Below are 20,997 nucleotides of genomic sequence, written 5' to 3'. Positions count from 1 at the left end.
TGCGCGGCGATCCGGCCATGCCGCTCGGGCAGTGCATCGATCGGTCGGAATTCACGCCGGCGCGGCGCCACTGCCCGCGGCCGCCGGACACGGCGGCCGGTGACCGCGGTCTCTCCCGCGCCCGGCGAACCGGCCCGCGCGGGGGGCGTCCGCAGCCCGGCGCACGACAGGCGCGGTCAAAGGGTTTCAATGCAATCCGGGCAGGCCGTCGCGGAGCGTCTACGCCTTTCAGGCAGGGCCCCGCACCACTGGGACGGGGATGCGCCCGATCGGACGATTGGTGCGCCGACGAACCTGCCGCACACCACTCTGGTGACCTTCACAGCCGAAAGCCTGGGGGATGACCAGCGACCACCGATCCGAACGCGTGCGCCCCGCGACCCGGGATGCAGGCGCCTCCGCCGCGCCTGACACGCGGCTGCCGACCACGGTCCTGTCGGGCTTTCTCGGCGCGGGCAAGACGACGCTGGTGAACCAGCTCCTGCGCAGTGCCGGGTCGGCGAGAACGGCGATCATCGTCAACGACATGTCCGAGATCAACATCGACGCCGACCTCGTGCGGTCGGGCGCGGCCGGTCTCAGCGCGACCGACGAGACGCTGGTCGAGCTGACCAATGGCTGCATCTGCTGCACCCTGCGCGAGGACCTCCTGCAGGAGGTGCACCGGCTCGCGGTCCTCGGACGCTTCGACCGGCTGCTGATCGAATCGACCGGCATCTCGGAGCCGCTGCCGGTCGCCGCCACCTTCGAATATTGCGACGAGACCTTCGCGAGCCTCGCCGACGTGGCCCGGCTCGACGCCATGGTGACGGTGGTCGACGCGGTGAACCTGACCGCCGACTACGACGACCGCGCGCTCCTGCGTGACCGCGGCCAGGTGCGCGACGACACCGACGAGCGCACCATCGTCGAGCTCTTGGTCGACCAGATCGAGTTCGCCGACATCATCGTGCTGAACAAGATCACCACTGCCGGCGCCGAACGCACCGCGGCCGCGCGCCGCATCATCCGCGCGCTCAATCCCGACGCGCGGCTGATCGAGACCGATCACGGCGCCGTCGTGCCCGGGCAGATTCTCGACACCGGCCTCTTCAGCGCGGCGCGGGCGCGCAGCCACCCGCTCTGGTTCAAGGAGCTGAACGGCGCCGCCGACCACGTGCCCGAGACAGAGGAATACGGCATCTCGTCCTTCTGCTACCGCGCGCGTGCGCCCTTCGACTGGCAGCGGGTGCGCCACGTGCTGGGCGGCGGCGCGCCCTGCCTCTTCGACGGCGTGCTGCGGGCCAAGGGACATTTCTGGATCGCCGAGCATCCGTCCTCGGTCATGACGTTCAGCCTTGCCGGCCGGCTGAACGAGATCGCCGTGGGCGGCCGCTGGTGGGCGGCGATGCCGCGTTCCGACTGGCCCGCCGACGGCGAGGCCCGCGCGCGCATCCTGCGCCACTGGAGCGCAGATGTCGGCGACCGGCGGCAGGAACTCGTTTTCATCGGAACCCAGGCGATGAACCGGGACGCGATCTGCGCGGCCCTCGATCGCTGCATCGCGGCTCCGGCGCCCAAGGCGCGACCGGTCGCGCGCGAACATCTTGTGAGGTGAAGTTTACATGGTCGACAACGCGATCGTGCTGGAAAACGCACGTACCGACGGACGGGCGGCGAAGTCCTACTGGGACGTGCCCCATTCCACCCAGATCGAGGGTTTCGCGACGGACATCAGCGTCGACGCGGGCGAGCGGATCGATTTCAAGATCAACGTGAACGGCGGCGCCGGGAGCGACTACAAGGTCGAGATCTTCCGGCTGGGCTATTACGGCGGCGACGGCGCCCGCAAGGTGGCGGAGTGGACCAACACCGACGCGGTGGTCCAGCCCGACGCGGCCTACGATGCGACCCGGGCCCTGGTCGATGCCGGCAACTGGTCGGTCACCGACAGCTGGGTGACGCCCGAGACCGCGGTGTCCGGCGTCTACCTCGCGCGCATCCAGCGGCTCGACGCGAACGGCGATCCGATCGAGGGCGCGGCGAACCAGATACCCTTCATCGTCCGCGAGGACGACCGGCCCGCGGACATCGTCCTGCAGACCTCGGACACGACCTGGCACGCCTACAACGGCTGGTTCGGCAACAACGGGCAGGTCGGCGCGAACTTCTACGGCGATGCCAGCGGCACGGTCGACCATCCCGACATTCCGGGAGGACGCGTCGGCGGCGTCGAGGACCGCGCCTACGCGGTCAGCTACAACCGCCCCTTCATCACCCGCGGGATCGAGGGCCAGCAGGGCGGGCCGCTCGCGGGCGCGCAGGATTACCTCTTCGGCGCCGACTACGCGGCCATCCACTGGCTGGAACAGAACGGCTACGATGTCTCGTACATCTCGGGTCTCGACACGCACCGGCTGGGCGCGGACTACCTGACGAAATACGACGCTTTCATCTCGGTCGGGCACGACGAGTACTGGACCGGCGAACAGCGGCAGAACGTCGAGGAGGCCCGCGACGCGGGCACGAACCTGCTGTTCTGGGGCGGCAACGACGTCTACTGGAAGACGCGCTGGGAAACGAGCATCGTCGACGGCGTCGAGCTTCGCACCCTCGTCTGCTACAAGGAGACGTGGGCCAACACGAACCCCAACGCGGGCCCGGACGACTACGTCAACCTCGACCCGACCAACATCTGGACCGGCACCTGGCGCGACACGCGCTTCGAGGGCAACCCGCTGGCGGGCGTCGGCCTGCCCGAGGACCTGGTTTCGGGCCAGCCGCACACCTGCAACTGCGCCGAGAACGCGCTGACCGGCCAGCTCTTCGGCCCCGACGGGACCGGCGAGTTCGGCGGCGCGCTGGACGTGCCGGGGGAGTTCGCGCCGCTGCGCGTCTGGCGCGACACGAGCATCGCCAATGGCGGCCAGCTCGACATCGCCGAGGGCATCCTCGGCTACGAATGGAACACCTCTCCCACGGACGAGAACCGTCCCGCCGGGCTCGTGCACCTGTCCGAGACCACGATCCCCTGGGGCGGCATCCTGGTCGACCAGGGCAACACCAACGCGCCCGGCATCGCGACGCACAACCTGTCGCTCTACCGCGCCGAAAGCGGCGCGCTGGTCTTCGGCGCGGGCACCGTGTTCTGGACATGGGCGCTCAGCGACGAGCATGACAGCGAGCCCTACGGCGCCAACATCGAGAACCGCGACCTCCAGCAGTTCGTCATCAACCTCTTCGCCGACATGGGCATCCAGCCCGGTGTCGCGGACGCGGTGCTGGCCTCGCAGAACCTGATCCGTGCGATCCAGTCGACCGACACCGTGGCCGCCACGGCCGAGTTCGACTCGCTGCAGGCGACGATCCCGGCGCTGACCGAGATCACCCTGACCGGCACCGCGACCGACGACGACGGCAACCCGCTGACCGATGACGGCGTGGTGGCGCTGGTCGAGGTGTCGCTCGACGGCGGCGTGACCTGGAACGTGGCCGAGGGCCGCAACACCTGGTCCTACACCTGGCTGCCGCTGACCGCGGGCACCTACGACGTCCGCGTCCGAGCGATCGACGACAGCCTCAACATGCCCTCGTTCGGGTCGCTCGATGGCGGCACGGTCGAGATCACGGCGCCCCTGCCGCCCGAGACCGTCAGCCTGCTGAGCCCTTGGACGACCTTCGACGGGCGGTTCTTCAACGAAACGACGCCGCTGCAGCTCGGCACCCGGTTCCGGCCGATGGAGTACGGCGAGGTCACCGAGCTGCGCTACTGGCGCGCCGAGGCCGACGCGAGCGACACCGACGTGCGGACGGGCCGGCTCTGGGACGGCGCGGGCAACCTGCTCGCGACGGTCCAGTTCGTGTCCGACCCGGGCGAAACCGGCTGGCAGATCGCGACGCTCGACACGCCGGTGACGCTGCTGCCGGGCCGCGACTACGTCGTGACCTACGAGACGCTGAACAACTACGTGGGCACGCCGGGCTTTTTCGGGGACACCTACACCGAACCCGACGACATTCTGAGCGCCCCTGGCGGGTCGAACGGCGTCTTCGCCGTCGGCGCCGGCGCGATCTTCCCGCAATCCTCGTTCCAGTCCACGAACTACTGGGTCGACGTGACCTTCGCGCCGTCCGCCACCACTAACGACGCGCCGACGCTGACCTCGCCGCTCGCCTACACGGCGTCCGAGAACACGCTGCTCGCCGGCATCGTGACGGGGAGCGACCCGGAGGGAGACGACCTCGTCTACGGCATCGGCGGGGGCGCCGACGCGGCGCGGTTCGCCATCGACTCCGTCACCGGCGCGCTGACCTTCCTCTACGCGCCGGACTTCGAGGCGCCGAACGACGCGAACGGCGACGGCGTCTACGAGGTCGACGTCACGGTGAGCGACATCATCCACAACCCCGTGACGCAATCGGTCACCGTCACCCTGACCGACCAGGACGACGAGGCGCCGCTGTCCACCCTGTTCGGGCCGGCCCTCGCGCCCGCCCAGACGGTGACCAACGACCCCACGACCTACGAGCTCGGAACGCGTTTCCGTCCGATGGTCGAGGGCGAGATCGACGCGCTGCGCTACTGGCGCGGAGCGGCGGATGCCACGGATACCGACGAGCGCACGATCAACCTCTGGACGGCGTCGGGCACGCTGCTCGCCAGCGGCACGATCAGCTCGGATCCCGGGCAGGTCGGCTGGCAGACGGTGCTCCTCGACGCGCCGGTCTCGGTCAGCGCGGGCCAGAACTACGTGGTGTCCTACGGCACGACGCAGAACTACGTCGTGACGCAGAACTACTTCGTCACCGACCGGCCCAGCCTCGACGGCACGCTGCTCGCCCCCGCCAACAACGGCGGCTTCGGCAACGGCGTGTACAATGCGGGCGCGACTGGCGTCCTGCCGACATCGACCTACCTCGCCTCGAACTACTGGGTCGACGTGGTGTTCCGCGAGATCGAGGTCGTGAACGACGCGCCGGTCTTCACCCTGGCCACGTCGAACATCACCGGCGCCGAGAACAGCACCGCGGTCACGACGCTGACGGCGGCGGATGCCGACAGCGACACGCTGATCTTCGCGATCGCCGGCGGCGCCGACGCGGCCCGGTTCACGGTGAACCCGACGACGGGGCTCGTGACCTTCGTGGAGGCACCGGATTTCGAGGCCCCGACCGACGCGAACGGGGACAATGTCTACCAGCTCGACGTCTCGGTGTCGGACGGCGCCAATCCGGCGGTGACCACGTCCATCACCGTGACCGTGCCCGACAATCCCGACGAGGTATCCGCCAACGCGTCGACCCTGTTCGGCCCCGGCAACGCCCCGGCACAGATCGTCACCAACGATCCGACCGACTACGAGCTCGGGCTGGAATTCGTGTCGGCCGAGGACGGACAGATCACCTCGCTGCGCTACTGGCGCGGCGCGGCGGACGCGGACGACACCGATTCCCGCGTGCTCAACCTCTGGGACGGCAACGGCCAGAAGCTGGCGCAGGTCACCGTGACGTCGACGCCCGGCATGACCGGCTGGCAGATCGGCTTGCTCGACACCCCCGTCGACGTGACCGCCGGCGCCGTCTACGTCGCGTCCTACGGGACCACCCAGAACTATGCCTTCACGCCGAACTTCTTCGCCGACGAATGGATCGGCCCGGACGGCGTGCTGTCAGCCCCGTCGAGCGCGCTGGCGAACGGCAACGGCGTGTTCAACGCGGGCCAGACCAACGTCTTCCCGCTGGCAAGCTACAATGCCTCGAACTACTGGGTCGACGTGACCCTCGAACCGGCGGACGTGTTCGCCATCTGACCATTCACGGGGGCGCCCGCACGGCTCTGCGGGCGCCCCCAAGTTTTCCGCCCGAGGGCGGAACTTCGGTCCACCCGTCCGCGTAGAGGTGTGACCGCCCTGCCCCGATCCGCTGACATGTCGATCACGGCCAGTTGATCCGCCCGGCACCGCGTCTAGTCTGGAACCTGTCTGCCCACGTTGACATCCACTGCGCGGAGTCAGTCCTGATGTTTTGCCACCGGGGCGCCTGCCCCTCCCGCCCCAGCCGCAGGATCGCATGGCGGGCAGCCGCCGCCGCGCGGGCAGGGATCCGCTGAACGTGGGGCGTGTCCTTCCGGCCGTCCTGATCGCGATCCTTCTCGGGGGATGTTCCGGCGTCCAGTCCGTGCTCGACCCCGCGGGCCGCGATGCCGAGGTCCTCGCCCGGCTCTTCTGGTGGATGCTCGGCGGCGCGGTGATCCTGTGGGTCCTGATGAACGGGCTGCTCGTCTACGTCTCGCGCATCGACACGCGGCCGCTGTCCGCGCGGGCGGCGGAATGGCTCATCATCGGCGGCGGCATCGTCTTTCCGACCGTGGTTCTGGCGGGCCTTCTGTCCTTTGCCCTGTCCGAGATGCCCGAGCAGCGCGCACCGGGATCGGGCCTGACGGTCAGCGTCACGGGCGAATCTTGGTGGTGGCGGGTCGAGTACCTGCCGGACGGGGCCGAGACGCCCGTCGTGTCCGCGAACGAGATCCGCCTGCCCGTGGGCCGGCGCAGCGAGATCACGTTGAACGCCCACCGGGTGATCCACTCGTTCTGGATCCCCGCGCTCGGTGGCAAGACCGACATGATCCCCGGCCGCGAGACGCGGATGTCGCTGGAGCCCACCCGCGCGGGCGAGTTCCGCGGCCAGTGCGCCGAGTTCTGCGGCGAGAGCCACGCGCTCATGGCCCTGGGCGCCGTGGTGATGGACGAGGACGCCTTCGCCGCCTGGCTCGAGAAGGAGGCCGCGCCCGCCGTCCCGCCCGAGAGCGACGCGGCGCGCCGCGGACAGGCCGTGTTCAACGCCGAGGGCTGCGGCGCCTGCCACGCCGTGCGCGGCACGGCCGCCTCGGGCAGGGTCGGGCCCGACCTCACGCATGTGGGCGGCCGAGTGTCGCTGGCCGCCGGTATTCTTCCCATGACCGCCGAAGCGCTGATGCGCTGGATCCGGGATCCCGAGGCGATCAAGCCCGGCGCGATGATGCCCGGCTACGACCACCTGAGCGATGACGACCTCTCGGCGCTCGCCGCCTATCTCGAGGGCCTGACATGACCGACATCACCCAGTCCATGTCGCGCCGCGTGCTCGAGAACGCGGACGACGCCCGCCCCGAGGGCATCTATCCCCCGACGGAGGAGATGCTCGACGAACCCGTCGATCCCGAGCTGCGCAAGGCGCAGGAGGAACGGCTGCGCGCGGTCTGGGCTGAGCCGCCGGGCTGGCGCTACTGGTCGGCGGTGAACAATTCCGAGGTCGGCGCCTGGTATTCGCTGACCGCCTTCGCCTTCATGCTGGCGGCGGGGCTTCTCGCGCTCCTGATGCGCGTGCAGCTCGCCGTGCCCGAGAACGACTTCCTGTCGGCGGACACGTTCAACCAGTTCTTCACCATGCACGGCTCGGCGATGATGTTCCTCTTCGCCGTGCCGATGTTCGAGGCGATCTCGATCCTGCTGCTGCCGGCATTCCTCGGCGCGCGGGACATGCCGTTCCCCCGCCTGTCCGCCTATGGCTACTGGTCGTTCCTGATCGGCGGCATCTTCGTGCTGAGCTCGGTGCTGTTCGGGATCGCGCCCGATTCCGGCTGGTTCATGTATCCGCCGCTCGCCACCGAATCCGAGGGACCGGGCAGCGACATCTGGCTCCTCGGCCTCTCGTTCATCGAGGTCGCCTCGATCGCCGCGGCGGTCGAGCTCATCGTGGGCGTGATCAAGTGCCGGCCGCCCGGCATGCGCATCAACCTGATGCCGCTCTACGCGTGGTACGTGCTCGTCGTCGGCGGCATGATCCTCTTTGCCTTCCCGCCGCTCATCGCGGGCGACTTCCTGTTCGAGATGCAGCGGTCCTTCGACTGGCCGTTCTTCGACCCCGAGCGGGGCGGCGATCCGCTGCTCTGGCAGCACCTGTTCTGGATCTTCGGCCACCCGGAGGTCTACATCATCTTCCTGCCGTCCATCGCCATCGCCGCGATGGTGATCCCCACGGCCGCGCGCCGCCCGATCATGGGCTACAACTGGATCGTGCTGTCGGCCGTCGGTACCGGGTTCCTGAGCTTCGGGCTCTGGGTGCACCACATGTTCACCACCGGTCTGCCGTCGCTCTCGCTCGGCTTCTTCTCCGCCGCCTCCGAGGCGGTGGTGATCCCGACCGGCGTGCAGATCTTCGCCTTCGTCGCCACGCTGATGGTGGGCCGGGTGCGGATGATCCAGCCGATGCTGTGGATCGCGGGGGCCGTCGCGATCTTCACCGCGGGGGGGCTCACCGGCATCATGATCGCGCTCGCGCCCTTCGACTGGCAGGTGCACGACACCTATTTCATCGTGGCGCACCTGCACTACACGCTGTTCGGCGGCATGATCTTCCCGATCATCGGGGGCGTCTACTACTTCTACCCCTTCTTCGCGAAGAAGAAGATGTCGGACAGGCTGGGCCGCTGGTCGTTCTGGCTGACCTTCACCGGCTTCAACCTGTGCTTCCTGCCCATGCACCTCACCGGGCTCAAGGGCATGCCGCGGCGGGTCTTCACCTATCCCGGCGACATCGGCTGGGACTGGCTCAACATGGTGTCGACGATCGGCGCCTTCGTCGTGGCGTCGGGCATCCTCGTCTTCGCCTACGACCTCCTGCGGCCGAAATCGCGGCAGCCCCTGACCGAGCGCAACCCGTGGGGCGGCGGCACGCTGGAATGGGCGCACGACATCCCCGACCCGGGCTGGGGATCGCGGTCGGTGCCCTACATCACCTCGCGCTACCCGCTCTGGGACCAGCCGAAGCTGCTCGAGCGGATGGATGCGGGCCGCTTCTACATTCCCGATGCGCCCGAGGGGCTGCGCGAGACGATCGTGACCTCGGCCGTGGACGCGGTGCCGCAGCACGTGGCGCGGATCACCGGCCCGGCATGGTGCACGATCTGGGCGGCGGTCTTCACCGGCGGCGCGTTCATCTTCCCGACCTTCCACATGTACCCGCCCGCCATCGTCTGCGGGATCCTCGCCATCGCCTGCGTGATCTACTGGCTCTGGACCTCGACCGCGCTCGTGCCCGAGAAGCCGATGAAGGATGCGGGCCTCGGCCTGCGCCTGCCGACCTACGTGTCGGGCCCGCGCGCCCCGGGCTGGTGGGGCGTCTTCATCACCATGCTGGGCGATGCCACGGCCTTTGCCAGCCTGATCTTCGGCGTGTTCTTCTACTGGACCGCGCGGCCGGACTTCCCGCCCGAGAACGCGGTGCACGCCGATCCGGCCTTTGCCGGGCTCGCCGCCGCGGCCTTCGCGGCAAGCTGGGCCGCGACGCGCATCGCCCGCGGGGTGAACCGGTCGGGCAACGTCCTCACAGCCCGCCTCCTCCTCGGGGCGGCGCCGCTCCTCGGCATCGCGGGGGCCACTGCGCTCGTGCTGGCGGTCTGGTGGCCGGGGCTCGAACCCGCGACCCATGTCTACCCGGCGATGATGTGGGCGCTCGTCGTCTGGACCTGCGCGCATGTGGGCGCGGGCGTCATCATGCAGGGCTATTGCCTGGCCGGGTCGATCTTCGGCAAACTCACGCCGCGCTATGATGCCGACCTGTGGAACACCACGCTGTTCTGGCACTTCCTCGTCGTCACCTGCCTGATCACCGCCGCCATGATCGGCATCCTGCCGAGGATGCTCTGATGCTGGGACCGCGGGAATCGAGCCTCTGGCACATGATCTCGGCGCCCACGATCTGGGCGCTGCACTTCTGCGTGGTCTACGGCTGGACCGCCTCGGTCTGCGCGCGCGGCCCCGATCCGGCGGCGGCGCGGCTCGGCATCGGCATCGCGACGGCGGTGGCACTCCTCGGCATCGCCGTGGTCGGCTGGCGCGCGTGGCGGCAATGGGATTACCTCGACGATTACGACTACGAACATGACGGGCCGTCGGTCGAGGACCGGCGCGAGTTCCTCGGACATGCAGGCTGGCTCCTCGCCATCGTGTCGGCGATCGGCGTGATCTTCGTGGGCATGCCCGCGCTCTTCATCGAGACCTGCCTCTGATGCGCGCGGCGTTCCTCCTTCCCGCGCTGGCCGTGCTGGCGCTCGCCTGGGGGCCCGACTGGACCGCCGTCCTCGGACCGTTTCCCGCGCACATGCTGCGCCACATGACGCTCGTCGCCATCGCGGCGCCGCTCCTCGTGCTGGGCCTGCCCGCGCTCGGCCGCCACGCGCCGCCGGTGGCGGTCGCCGCCGCGCTCGAATTCGCCGTGGTCTGGGGCTTCCACCTGCCGCTGGCGCATGCCGCCGCGCAGACGACGGGTGCCTGGCTCGTGCTCGAACAGGCGCTGTTCCTCGCGGCGGGCGTCGCCGTCTGGGCCAGCGCCCTGCCCCCGGCTGCACCGCTTGCCGGCGCGGGCGGCCTCCTGCTGACGTCGATGCACATGACGTTGCTCGGCGCGCTTCTCGTCCTCGCGCCGAACGACCTCTACGCCGCGCTCTGCGGCCGGGCGCCGGATCTCTCGGGCCAGCAGGTCGGCGGCATCCTGATGCTCGCCATCGGCACGCCCGTCTACCTCATCGGCGGGCTGGCCCTGACCGCCCGCACGCTGCGCGAGACCCCCGCATGACCTGGCGCGACCTCTTCACCCGCCCCCCGCACTGGCCCACGGTGGGCCGGACCCTCGGCGCGCTGGCGATCCTCGGCGGCATCGCCGGCGGGTCGGTCGTGGCCTTCGGTCTCTACAACGTGTCGGCCAAGGTCGGACATCTTCCTGGCGTCAGCTGGGTGCTGCACACCACCTTCCGCAACTCGGTCGACCTGCGTGCCCATGCCGAGCCGCCTGCCGACCTGGCCTCGGACGCGATGGTCAGGCTCGGCGCGGGCCATTTCGACAGCGCCTGCACGCATTGCCATGCGCGCCCCGGAGCAGAGCGCAGCGCGACCGTGCGGGCCATGGTGCCCGAGCCGCCGCACATCACCGAGGCGGTGGGCGACTGGGACCCGGCGGAACTGCACTGGATCGTGCATCAGGGCGTGAAGATGAGCGGCATGCCGGGCTGGCCCGCGGAGCGGCCCGACGACGTCTGGCCGCTCGTGTCCTTCCTGAGCGTGGTGGAGGAGATGGACGCAGCCACATATGCGGAGCTGACCGAACGCCCGGACGGGCAGTATTGCGCCATGTGCCACGGGCAGGACGGAGTGTCCGGCAACCCCCACATCCCGCGGCTCGACATCCTGTCCGAAAGCTACATCACGGCCGCGCTCGAGGCCTACCGCTCGGGCCGGCGCGACAGCGGCATCATGGCCGAGGCGATGTCGCACGTGCCCGAGGCGGCGATCGGCGAACTTGCCGCAGCGTTTTCCGCCACTGCGCCATCTGGCTCCGCCACCGCGCCCGAGGGCCCGGCCGAGCGCGGCCGCGCGCTGGCCGCCGAGAGCGGCACCGACGAGGTGCCCGCCTGCCGCGCCTGCCACGGTCCCTGGCCCGAGCCCCTGAACCCCGCATTCCCCTCGCTTGCCGGACAATACGAGCCCTACCTCGCGCAGCAGCTTCGGCTCTGGCGCGACGGCAATCGCGGCGGCGGGCGGGTGTCCGAGCTCATGCACCACGCCGCGCAGGAGCTTACAGACGAGGACATCGCGGCGCTCGCGGCCTATTACGCAAGCCTCGCGCCGGCAAAGCTCGACGAGACGGCCGACTGAGCCGCCTCACGTCTCGCGGAAACGGTAGCCGATCCCCGGTTCGGTGAAGATCCAGACCGGGTCGGCCGCGTCGTCACCGAGCTTTGCGCGCAGCTGCCGCACGAAGACGCGCAGGTACTGGCTGTCCTCGGCATGCGCGGGTCCCCAGACGGTCTGCAGCGCCATCCGCTGCGTCACGAGCCGGCCCGCATGCGAGGCCAGCAACCAGAGCAGGTCGAACTCCTTGGGGGTCAGCGCGATCTGGCGCCCGTCGAGCTGCACCGAATGCGCCGCCGCGTCGAGGACGAGCCCGCCGATCTCGATCCGCGCGGTGGTCTCGCGGTCCGGGCCGCGGTCGCGCACCAGCCCGCGCAGCCGCGCCAGCAGCTCGCGGGTCCCGAAGGGCTTCGTCACGTAATCCTGTGCGCCGAGGTCGAGCGCCGCGACCTTCTCGCTCTCGTCCGAGCGGACCGAGAGCACGAGCGCCGGCACGTCCGACCAGCGGCGGATCTCGCGCAGCGCCTCCTTGCCGTCGCGGTCGGGCAGGCCGAGATCGAGAATCAGCACGTCGGGCGACGCGGTCGCGGCCTGCGCGATGCCCTGCCGGGCGGTCGCCGCCTCGATCACGGTATGCCCCTCGGCTTCAAGCGCGATGCGCAGGAAGCGCCGGATCTGGTGTTCGTCGTCGACGACTAGGATACGCGCCATCAGAGCTCCGGGTTGGCGAGCGGCAGGCGGACCACGATGGTGGTGCCGCTGCCCTCCCGCGTGGTGGCCTCGGCCCGGATGGTCCCGCCATGGGCTTCGATGATCCCGCGCGCGATGGCAAGCCCGAGCCCGGTTCCCGCGCGCTGCGCGTCGCCCGTGCTGACGCGGTAGAACATCTCGAAGATGAGCCGCCGCGCCTCGGGCGGGATGCCGGGCCCCTCGTCCGCGATCGCAAGCTCCACCGCGGGCCCGTCGACCCGCGCCGACAGGCGCAGGACCGATCCGTCGGGCGCATGCTTGGCCGCGTTGTCGAGCACGTTGACCAGCACCTGCTCGATCAGGATCGGGTCGACGTCGATGGCCGGCATCGTCGGCGGCAGTCGCATCTCGACCGCGAAACGCGCGAGATCCGACCGCAGCCGCCGCCGGGCATTGCCGACGATCTCGGACAGGTCCGCAGCGACGCGGCGCGGCGTCAGGGCACCGTGGCTGAGCCGGGTCATGTCGAGCAGGTTCTGGATGTAGCGGTCGAGGCGCTCGCCCTCCTCGCGGATGGTCTCGGCCAGTTCGCGCCGCGTGCCGGGCGTGTAGCCGACCGCGTCGTCGGTCAGCGTCGAGGCTGCCCCGATGATGGTGACAAGCGGCGTGCGCAGGTCGTGACTGACCGAGGACAGAAGCGCCGCGCGCAGCCGCTCGGTTTCGGAAGAGAGCCGCGCGGCCTCGAGCGCGTCGTTGAGATCGGTGCGCTCGAAGGCCAGCGCCAGCTGGCTCGCGAACGCCTCGAGGAGCCGGCGATCCTCGGCGTTCATGCCGCGCTCGCCGGGCCCGCGCACCGCCAGCACGGCCAGCGTGTCGTCCGAGGCGCGCACCGGCAGGAACAGCCAGCGGCTCGCGGCCAGCGTGTCGGTCCCGCACCCCGAGGCCTCGCCCTTCTCGAGCGTGTAGCGCGCCGCGGTCCGGTCGCGCATGTCGAGCGGTTCGGCCTCGGGTTCGGCGGCGACGACGTCGGTGCGCGTACCCACCCGGCGCAGCACCAGCGCGTCGAGCCCCATTGCCGCCGCGACCTGTTCCACGCCCGCGCGCGCCACCGCCTCGGACGAGGGCGCCACCGCGATGCGGCGGGCGAAATCGTGCAGGACCGTGGTGCGCTCGACGCTGTCGCGCAACGCGAGGGCCCGCGCCCTGAGCCGGGCGGCGAGGTTGCCCGTCACGATCGAGGCCACGAGGAAGAGCCCGAGCGTCACCAGTTCCGCCTCGCGCATGACACGGAAGGTCAGGCGCGGCTCGGTGAAGACGAAGTTGTAGGCGACGAAGCCGAGCGCCGAGGCCGCGATCGATGGCCCGAGCCCGTGGATCGAGGCCACCACGATCACACCGGTCATGAAGACCAGCGACAGCGCCGTCACCGGCAGCACCGTCTCGAGCGCGAGCGCCGCGACGGTGAAGCCCGCCATGATGACCCCCGCGCGCAGATAGGCGCCGCCCTGCGCCTGCGGCTGCCAGCGGGGCAGGCGCCGCCGGCCCCGCGCCTGCTCGTGCGGCGGGTCGGCGATCAGCGTGACCTCGAAATCCCGCGCCCTTGCGACGACGCCGCCCGCCACGTCCTCGGCCAGGAATGCAGGGCGGGCGCGCCGCGACCGCCGCCGCCCGAGCACGATGCGGCTCGCGTTGATGCGCCGCGCGTGGTCGAGGATGGTCGCCGCGACGCTGCCACCCTCGCCCTCGCGCAGCGTCGTCGTCTCGGCGCCGAGCCGTTCGGCCAGCCGCATGGCGCCGGCCAGCCGGTCGCGTTCCTCCTCGCTCATGCGGTCGCTGCGATCGGTCGCCACGTGCACCGCGGTCCAGCCGACCCGCGCGCGGTCCGCCATGCGCTTGCCGGCGCGCACGACCTCGCGGGCGATGGGGCCGTCGTCGAGACAGACGAGGATGCGTTCCTGCACCGGCCAGGGACCGCTCGTCGCGGTCGACCGCATGTGCCGCATGAGCTGCGCGTCGACCCTGTCGGCGGCGGCGCGCATGGCGAGCTCGCGCAGCGCCGTGAGGTTGCCCTTGGTGAAGAAGTTCTGGACCGCGCGCGCCGCCTGGTCCTGCACGTAGACCTTGCCCGCCCGCAGCCGGTCGAGCAGGTCCTCGGGCGGCAGGTCGATCAGCTCGATCTCGTCGGCCTGTTCCAGCATGTGGTCGGGCACCGTCTCGCGCACCTTCACGCCGGAGATGCGCGCGACGCGGTCGTTCATCGTCTCGAGATGCTGCACGTTCAGCGTGGTGTAGACGTCGATCCCCGCGGCGAGCACGTCCTCCACGTCCTGCCAGCGCTTCTCGTGGCGACTGCCCGACACGTTCGTGTGCGCGAGCTCGTCGATCAGCGCGAGGCGGGGCCGCCGCTCGATCAGCGTCTCGAGGTCCATCTCGTGCAGGATGCGCTCGCGGTAGAAATGCGCGCGCTTCGGCAGCACCTCGAGCCCCGCCAGCAGCGCCTCGGTCTCGCCCCGCCCGTGCGTCTCGACCACGCCCGCGGCCACGTCCACGCCTTCGGCCGCCCGTCTCCGGGCGGCCTCGAGCATGGCGTAGGTCTTGCCGACACCGGGCGCCGCGCCGAGGAAGATCTTGAGCCGTCCGCGCCCCTCGCCCGCCGCCTCCTCGAGGAGCGCGTCGGGATCGGGCCGGGGATCGGAAGCGTCGGTCACTCGGCACCTCCGGGATATTCCGCGTCGAGCGCGAGGTTCACCGCCAGCACGTCGACATGCGCCGTGCCGAACAGGCCGAGCCACGGCCCGGTCGTCGCGGCGTCGATGATCGCAAGCACCCGTGCCCGCGGCGCGCCGCGGGCCTCGGCGATCCGCGCGGCCTGCGCGCGCGCGTTCGCGGGCGACACGTGCGGGTCGAGCCCACTGGCCGAGGCGGTCACCGCGTCGAGCGGCACCCGGTCCTGCCCCGTCGCGCGGCGCCACGCCTCGGCCCGGCCCGCGACGGCCGCGAGGAGCGCGGACGCACTCGGCCCGAGATTCGAGGCGCCGGCTGCGGCGGCGTCGAAATCCGTGGCGGACGGGCGCGGGTGCAGGTAGCCCGCGCCCCGAAAGGCCTGCCCGACCAGCGCGGAGCCCACCACCACGCCGTCGCGCGCGATCAGGCTGCCGGCCGCGCGGGCCGGCATCGCGGCCTGCGCGATCCCGGTGATGGCCAGCGGATAGGCCACCCCGGTCAGGAGGGTCATCAGCGCCAGGATCGACAGCGCGGGTCGGAGGATCGCGAACATGGCGGTCACCTTATGCGAGGTTGAGGGCGACGACGATCATGTCGATCGCCTTGATCCCGAGGAACGGCGCGACGAGGCCGCCGAGCCCGTAGACCAGCAGGTTGTTGCGCAGGAGCGCCGAAGCCGAGGCCGGCGCGTAGCGCACGCCGCGGAGCGCAAGCGGAATGAGCGCCACGATCACCAGCGCGTTGAAGATCACCGCCGACAGGATCGCGCTCTCGGGGCTCGAAAGCCCCATGAAGTTCAGCGCGGCGAGCCCGGGATAGGCGCCGAGGAACAGAGCGGGCAGGATCGCGAAGTACTTCGCGGCGTCGTTGGCGATCGAGAACGTGGTGAGCGCGCCGCGGCTGATCAGGAGCTGCTTGCCCACCATCACGATCTCGATGAGCTTCGTCGGGTCGCTGTCGAGGTCGATGAGGTTGCCCGCCTCCTTGGCCGCCTGCGTGCCCGAGTTCATCGCGACGCCCACATCCGCCTGCGCGAGCGCCGGCGCGTCTTTCGAGCCGTCCCCGCACATGGCGACGAGCCGGCCCTCCTGCTGCTCGGCGCGGATGCGCTCGAGCTTGGCCTCGGGCGTGGCCTCGGCCATGAAATCGTCGACGCCGGCCTCGGCGGCGATGGCGGCGGCGGTCAGCGGGTTGTCCCCGGTGATCATGACCGTCCGCACGCCCATGGCGCGCAGCTGGGCGAAGCGTTCGCGCACCCCGGGCTTGATGATGTCCTTGAGGTGGATGACCCCGAGGATTTCGGTGCCCTGGCTCACGAGGAGCGGCGTGCCGCCCGCCCGGGCGATGTTCTCGACATTGGCGGCAAGGATCGCGCCGGGCTCGGTGCCCGTGTGACCCATGATGGCGTCCGCGGCGCCTTTCCGGACCTGTGCGCCCCCGTCGAGGTCGACGCCCGAAAGACGCGTCTGCGCGGAAAACGCCACATGCCGGGCGATGGCTGCGTGCGGCAGGTCGCCGCCGAGAAGGCGCGCGGACAGCGCGACGATCGACTTGCCCTCGGGGGTGTCGTCCGCCTGCGAGGCCAGCCACGCCGCCTGCGCGAGCCGCGCCTCGCTCACGCCCGGCGCCGGCAGGACGGCATCGGCCATGCGGTTGCCGAAGGTGATCGTGCCGGTCTTGTCGAGCAGCAGCACGTCCACGTCGCCCGCCGCCTCGACGGCACGGCCGGACTTGGCGATCACGTTCGCCTTCACCAGCCGGTCCATGCCGGCGATGCCGATCGCCGACAGGAGCCCGCCGATGGTCGTGGGGATCAGCGTCACGAAGAGCGCCGCGAGGAAGGCGGCCGGGATCGACGTGCCGGAATACCGCGCGAAGGGCTCGAGCGTCACGACGACGAAGAGGAAGATCAGCGTGAGGCCGGTCAAGAGGATCGAAAGCGCGATCTCGTTCGGGGTCTTCTGCCGCTCGGCGCCCTCGACGAGCGCGACCATGCGGTCGATGAAGCTCTTGCCGGGTTCGGCCGTCACGCGGACCACGAGCCAGTCCGACACGACGGTGGTTCCGCCCGTGACCGAGGACCGGTCGCCGCCCGCCTCGCGGATGACTGGCGCGCTTTCTCCGGTGATGGCGCTTTCGTTCACCGACGCGACGCCTGCCACGGCCTCGCCGTCGGCCGGGATCACGTCGCCGGCCGAGACCAGCACGAACTGGCCCGCGCGCAGCTCGGTCGAGGACACGGTCTCGGCGCCCGCATGGTCGGCGTCGGCCGCGGCGAGGCGGCGCGCCCGCGTCTCCCGGCCCGTGGCGCGCAGCGTGTCGGCTCGCGCCTTGCCGCGCCCCTCGGCCAGCGCCTCGGCGAAATTGGCAAAGAGGACGGTGACCCAGAGCCAGGCGGCGATCTGCGGGATCACGGCGCCGGCGGGCCCCGCGACGAGATCTCGCAGCGCGAGGATCGTCGTCATCGCCGCGACGATCGCGGTCACGAAGATCACCGGGTTGCGGACGAGCAGGCGGGGCGAAAGCTTGGCGACGCTCTGTCGCGCCGCGGTGGCATAGAGGCCGCGGGGGGCGGCCGTGTCGGTTCGGGACATGTCTGACATCCTTGGACGATGCGGGGACGGGGCCCGGCGGTGGCCCCGATCCTGGCTCAGAAGGTCGTGCCGGCGGAGAGGCTCACCTGTTCGGCAAGCGGGCCCAGGGCCAGCGCCGGAAAGAAGGTGAGCCCGCCCAGGATCGCGACGGTCACGATCAGCAGCACGACGAAGAGCGGCCCATGGGTGGGAAAGCTGCCCGCCGTGGGCGCGGCCGGGACCTTGACCGCAAGCGCACCGGCGATTCCCAACATGGGCACGATGATCGCGTAGCGGCCGAGCAGCATGGCGATCCCCTGCAGCGTCGTGTGGACCGGGTCCGCCGCGCCGAAGCCCGCGAAGGCCGACCCGTTGTTGCCGGTGGCCGAGGCGTAGGCATAGAGCACCTCGGACAGTCCGTGGGGGCCGACCTCCTGCACCGCCGCCAACGCCTGCGGCACGAGGACCGACACCGCGGCGAGCACGAGGATGCCGAGCGGCATGGACAGGAAGGCGAGGACGGCGAGGCTCACCTCCTTCGCCTCGATCTTCTTGCCGAGATATTCGGGCGTGCGCCCGACCATGAGCCCGGCGAGGAACACGGCCAGCACCACGTAGAGGAGCATGCCGTAGAGCCCCGCGCCGACCCCGCCGAAAATGACCTCGCCGATCATCATGTTGACGAGGAACACGAGCCCCGAGAGCGGCATGAAGCTGTCGTGCATGGCGTTCACCGACCCGTTCGAGGCCGCGGTCGTCGCCGCGCCCCAGAGCGCCGAGAGCGTCGCGCCGAAGCGCATCTCCTTGCCCTCCAGGTTCGGGCCGTCGGTGCCCGCGACCTGCGCGACGAGCGGGTTGCCCGCGGCCTCGGACCAGGTGACGAGCGCGAGTCCCGCGACGAACAGGATGCCCATCGCCGCGAAGAGCGCGGCACCCTGCCGACGGTCCCCCACCATCCGGCCGTATGTGACACAGAAGGCGACGGGGATCAGCAGGATGCAGAGCGCCTGCACCATGTTCGAGACCACGGTCGGATTCTCGAGCGGGTGCGCGGAGTTCACGCCGAAGAAGCCGCCGCCATTGGTGCCGAGCTGCTTGATCGCGACCTGGCTCGCCGCGGGACCCCGCGCGATCACCTGCTCCGCGCCCTCGAGCGTGGCGGCGGTCACGGGGCCTGACAGCGTCTGCACGACGCCCTGCCCCGCGAGGATCAGCGCGACCACGATCGACAGCGGCAGGAGCACGTAGAGCACCGAGCGCGTGAGGTCGGCCCAGAAGTTGCCGAGCCGGCCGTCGCCGCGGCACGCAAAGCCGCGGATCACCGCCGCGGCCACGGCCATGCCGGTCCCCGCAGAGACGAAGTTCTGCACGGTGAGCCCGACCATCTGGCTGAAATGCGACAGCTGCGCTTCGCCGGAATAGGCCTGCCAGTTGGTGTTGGTGGTGAAGCTCACCGCGGTGTTGAACGCGAGGTCGGGCGCCATGGGCCCGATCCCGGCCGGGTTCCACGGCAGGACGCCCTGCAGCCGCAGGATCGCGTAGAGGACCACGAAGCCCGCCGCGTTGAAGGCGATGACCGCGGCGGCGTAGGCGCGCCACGACTGCCCCTCGCCCGCGCGGATGCCCGCGATGCGGTAGATGGCGCCCTCGACCGGCGCCAGGACCGGCGTGAGCAGGGTGCGCTCGTTGCAGTAGACCCGCGCCATGTGGCGGCCGAGCGGCAGCGCCAGCGCCACGAGCGCGACCAGGAAGACGACGAGGCCCAGGATATCGGGTGACATGGGCCCGCCTCAGAATTTCTGCGGCCGCAGCAGGACCGCGACCAGGTAGCCGAGCAGCCCCGCCGCCACGGCGAGGCCCAGGACGATATCGAACATGGGAGCGTCTCCTCAGAGCCGGCCGATGGCAGGGATCGCCACGGCGAAGGCGCCGAAGGTCAGAAGCCCGAGGGAGAGATAGAGAAGGTCGGTCATCGCATGCTCCAGTCTGGCGGATGGCAGACATGTGCGACCGGGACGCGTAAGGGCGCCATGCGGAAGGCCGCGGGCACGCGTAAGGACCGTGTAAGGATCGCCCGGCCCGCACATGGCGGACCGGGGAGGAGGGCGCGGCCGGCCGTCAGGGGCCGGTCCGGCGGCGCCTCACCAGCTCGGACGCTCGAACGCGTCGACGTTGTCGGGCGTGACCTTGGGGGTGTCGATCTTCTGGGTCTCGGGCACCTCGATGCCGTTCGCGACCTTCACCGCCGTCTGGATGGCGAGGATCGCGTCGTCGACCGGCGACTGCTTGTTGGTGCCGGTCATCCAGCCCTCGCGCATCTGGTCCCAGCCCTCGCCGAACTGGTTGCAAGTCACCACCTTCACGTCGCCCGGCTGCTTGCCCGCGCCCTTCAGCGCCGACACGACGCCCAGGCCCATGCCGTCGTCGAAGGCGTAGACGCCGTCGATCTCGTCGCCGTACTTGGTCAGGAACGTCTCCATCACAGTCTGCGCCCGCTCTCGGTTCCAGTCGGCCGGCTGGCTCTCGAGGATGGTCACGTCGGGATAGGCGTCGGCGAGCCGGTCGAGAAAGCAGTTCTTGCGCAGGATCGACACGGTGTAGCCGGGGGTCCCCTCGACGACCACGATCTCGCCCGAGCCGCCGAGCGCCTCGCCCAGCATCTCGGCCGACTGTTCCGCCTGGATGCAGTCGTCGGGGCCGGTATGCGCCGCCACGTAGCGCCGGCCGCCCTCGCCGATCGGCGAATTCGAGGTGATGACCGGGATGCCCGCGCGCGAGGCGCCGCCGATCGCCGGGATCAGCGCGTTCTGCGAGGTGGGCCAGACCACGATCGCGTCCATGTTCTGAGAGGACATGTCCTGGATCTGGTTGAACTGCGTCGCGGGATCGCCCTGCGGGTCCATCACCGTCGCATCGAGCCCGAGCTCGGCGGTGTAGGCTTCGGCCGTCTCGGCATATTTCGCCTGGTAGGCGTTGGACCCGGGATAGAGCACCGTGATCCCGATCCGCGTCTCCGACAGCGGCTTCTTCAGCGCGCCGCCCAGCCACTCGGGGGCCGCGTCCTGCGCGTGGCCGGCCGTGGTGCCGGCCGCGAGCGCCAGCGCGCCGGCGATGAGTGCATGAAGTTTCATTCCGTTCCTCCCTCTGCGTCCGCGCCGTGCCGACGCGTCCCGTCCCATGATCTGCGGCGGGGCGCTCCGCTCAACGCCGCAGATGTCCAAAACTGACCGCTTCGGGACCGGCGCCCGTCCCGGCCGCCGCGCGCGCCCCGCGAATAGGGCCATGTCCGCGACCCGCACGGCAGGCGCCGGGCGGTTTCGTCCAAAATGGACGTCTCCGCCCTGTCTCCGTCGGCCCCCTCCATG

At 70.6% G+C, this 20,997-nt stretch carries 14 protein-coding genes; 7 read left to right on the top strand and 7 right to left on the bottom strand.

What is annotated here, in order from left to right:
• Positions 1-340 precede the first annotated feature (340 nt).
• The 7 genes from RISW2_RS03970 (at position 341) to RISW2_RS03940 (ending at position 11,669) form a co-directional block, all read left to right on the top strand.
• The gene (locus RISW2_RS03970) at positions 341-1,597 is read left to right on the top strand and encodes a GTP-binding protein (protein WP_084615241.1); all 1,257 of its coding nucleotides are present in this window, start codon (positions 341-343) and stop codon (positions 1,595-1,597) included.
• A gap of 7 nt (positions 1,598-1,604) precedes the next feature.
• A complete protein-coding gene (locus RISW2_RS03965) occupies positions 1,605-5,789 on the top strand; it encodes a DUF4082 domain-containing protein (protein WP_043766918.1) in 4,185 nt (1,394 codons plus the stop codon).
• Between the two features lie 259 nt (positions 5,790-6,048).
• Positions 6,049-7,068, top strand: coding sequence for a cytochrome c oxidase subunit II (locus RISW2_RS03960; protein WP_084615240.1), 1,020 nt, complete (start codon positions 6,049-6,051; stop codon positions 7,066-7,068).
• Positions 7,065-9,665 carry a cytochrome c oxidase subunit I gene (gene ctaD, locus RISW2_RS03955; protein WP_425277783.1) on the top strand — a complete coding sequence of 867 codons (2,601 nt, stop codon included), beginning with the start codon at positions 7,065-7,067 and terminating at the stop codon, positions 9,663-9,665. Before RISW2_RS03960 ends, ctaD begins: the two co-directional genes overlap by 4 nt.
• Positions 9,665-10,027 carry a hypothetical protein gene (locus RISW2_RS03950; protein WP_043766915.1) on the top strand — a complete coding sequence of 121 codons (363 nt, stop codon included), beginning with the start codon at positions 9,665-9,667 and terminating at the stop codon, positions 10,025-10,027. The genes ctaD and RISW2_RS03950 overlap by 1 nt, the downstream gene beginning before the upstream one ends.
• Positions 10,027-10,593 (top strand): cytochrome c oxidase assembly protein, encoded by a 567-nt coding sequence (locus RISW2_RS03945; protein ID WP_244437502.1) that lies wholly within the window; start codon positions 10,027-10,029, stop codon positions 10,591-10,593. The genes RISW2_RS03950 and RISW2_RS03945 overlap by 1 nt, the downstream gene beginning before the upstream one ends.
• On the top strand, positions 10,590-11,669 hold the full coding sequence (locus RISW2_RS03940; RefSeq protein WP_051491783.1) for a c-type cytochrome: 1,080 nt from the start codon (positions 10,590-10,592) through the stop codon (positions 11,667-11,669). Before RISW2_RS03945 ends, RISW2_RS03940 begins: the two co-directional genes overlap by 4 nt.
• Positions 11,670-11,675: 6 nt before the next feature.
• On the opposite strand, the gene RISW2_RS03935 is transcribed toward RISW2_RS03940, so the two are convergent.
• The 7 genes from RISW2_RS03935 to RISW2_RS03905 form a co-directional block, all read right to left on the bottom strand.
• Entirely contained in the window at positions 11,676-12,356 is a 681-nt protein-coding gene (locus RISW2_RS03935) for a response regulator (RefSeq protein WP_043766909.1), read from the bottom strand.
• Positions 12,356-15,043 carry a sensor histidine kinase gene (locus tag RISW2_RS03930; RefSeq protein ID WP_043766907.1) on the bottom strand — a complete coding sequence of 896 codons (2,688 nt, stop codon included), beginning with the start codon at positions 15,041-15,043 and terminating at the stop codon, positions 12,356-12,358. The genes RISW2_RS03935 and RISW2_RS03930 overlap by 1 nt, the downstream gene beginning before the upstream one ends.
• Entirely contained in the window at positions 15,040-15,612 is a 573-nt protein-coding gene (kdpC, locus tag RISW2_RS03925) for a potassium-transporting ATPase subunit KdpC (protein ID WP_043766904.1), read from the bottom strand. Before kdpC ends, RISW2_RS03930 begins: the two co-directional genes overlap by 4 nt.
• Before the next feature lie 10 nt (positions 15,613-15,622).
• Positions 15,623-17,653 carry a potassium-transporting ATPase subunit KdpB gene (gene kdpB / locus RISW2_RS03920; RefSeq protein WP_043766902.1) on the bottom strand — a complete coding sequence of 677 codons (2,031 nt, stop codon included), beginning with the start codon at positions 17,651-17,653 and terminating at the stop codon, positions 15,623-15,625.
• Positions 17,654-17,709: 56 nt separating this feature from the next.
• Positions 17,710-19,413, bottom strand: a complete 1,704-nt coding sequence (gene kdpA, locus RISW2_RS03915) for a potassium-transporting ATPase subunit KdpA (RefSeq protein ID WP_043766899.1) — start codon at positions 19,411-19,413, stop codon at positions 17,710-17,712.
• Positions 19,414-19,422: 9 nt separating this feature from the next.
• A complete protein-coding gene (kdpF, locus tag RISW2_RS25905) occupies positions 19,423-19,509 on the bottom strand; it encodes a K(+)-transporting ATPase subunit F (protein WP_043766897.1) in 87 nt (28 codons plus the stop codon).
• 264 nt (positions 19,510-19,773) lie between these two features.
• Positions 19,774-20,763: a sugar ABC transporter substrate-binding protein gene (locus RISW2_RS03905; RefSeq protein WP_043766893.1), complete on the bottom strand. Its 990-nt coding sequence runs from the start codon at positions 20,761-20,763 to the stop codon at positions 19,774-19,776.
• Positions 20,764-20,997: the final 234 nt, after the last annotated feature.

This window comes from Roseivivax isoporae LMG 25204, from assembly GCF_000521865.1.
Lineage (GTDB): Bacteria > Pseudomonadota > Alphaproteobacteria > Rhodobacterales > Rhodobacteraceae > Roseivivax > Roseivivax isoporae.
Note: the sequence above shows the minus strand (reverse complement) of the source record. Positions and strands in the feature narration are given on the sequence as shown.

Excerpts from the sequence above, each read along its gene's own strand:
- RISW2_RS03960 (WP_084615240.1), top strand. The coding sequence starts at position 6,049 with ATGGCGGGCAGCCGCCGCCGCGCGGGCAGGGATCCGCTGAACGTGGGG.
- kdpA (WP_043766899.1), bottom strand. The coding sequence starts at position 19,413 with ATGTCACCCGATATCCTGGGCCTCGTCGTCTTCCTGGTCGCGCTCGTG.
- RISW2_RS03940 (WP_051491783.1), top strand. The coding sequence starts at position 10,590 with ATGACCTGGCGCGACCTCTTCACCCGCCCCCCGCACTGGCCCACGGTG.
- ctaD (WP_425277783.1), top strand. The coding sequence starts at position 7,065 with ATGACCGACATCACCCAGTCCATGTCGCGCCGCGTGCTCGAGAACGCG.
- kdpB (WP_043766902.1), bottom strand. The coding sequence starts at position 17,653 with ATGTCCCGAACCGACACGGCCGCCCCCCGCGGCCTCTATGCCACCGCG.
- RISW2_RS03945 (WP_244437502.1), top strand. The coding sequence starts at position 10,027 with ATGCGCGCGGCGTTCCTCCTTCCCGCGCTGGCCGTGCTGGCGCTCGCC.
- RISW2_RS03905 (WP_043766893.1), bottom strand. The coding sequence starts at position 20,763 with ATGAAACTTCATGCACTCATCGCCGGCGCGCTGGCGCTCGCGGCCGGC.
- RISW2_RS03965 (WP_043766918.1), top strand. The coding sequence starts at position 1,605 with ATGGTCGACAACGCGATCGTGCTGGAAAACGCACGTACCGACGGACGG.
- kdpC (WP_043766904.1), bottom strand. The coding sequence starts at position 15,612 with ATGTTCGCGATCCTCCGACCCGCGCTGTCGATCCTGGCGCTGATGACC.
- RISW2_RS03950 (WP_043766915.1), top strand. The coding sequence starts at position 9,665 with ATGCTGGGACCGCGGGAATCGAGCCTCTGGCACATGATCTCGGCGCCC.
- kdpF (WP_043766897.1), bottom strand. The coding sequence starts at position 19,509 with ATGTTCGATATCGTCCTGGGCCTCGCCGTGGCGGCGGGGCTGCTCGGC.
- RISW2_RS03935 (WP_043766909.1), bottom strand. The coding sequence starts at position 12,356 with ATGGCGCGTATCCTAGTCGTCGACGACGAACACCAGATCCGGCGCTTC.
- RISW2_RS03970 (WP_084615241.1), top strand. The coding sequence starts at position 341 with ATGACCAGCGACCACCGATCCGAACGCGTGCGCCCCGCGACCCGGGAT.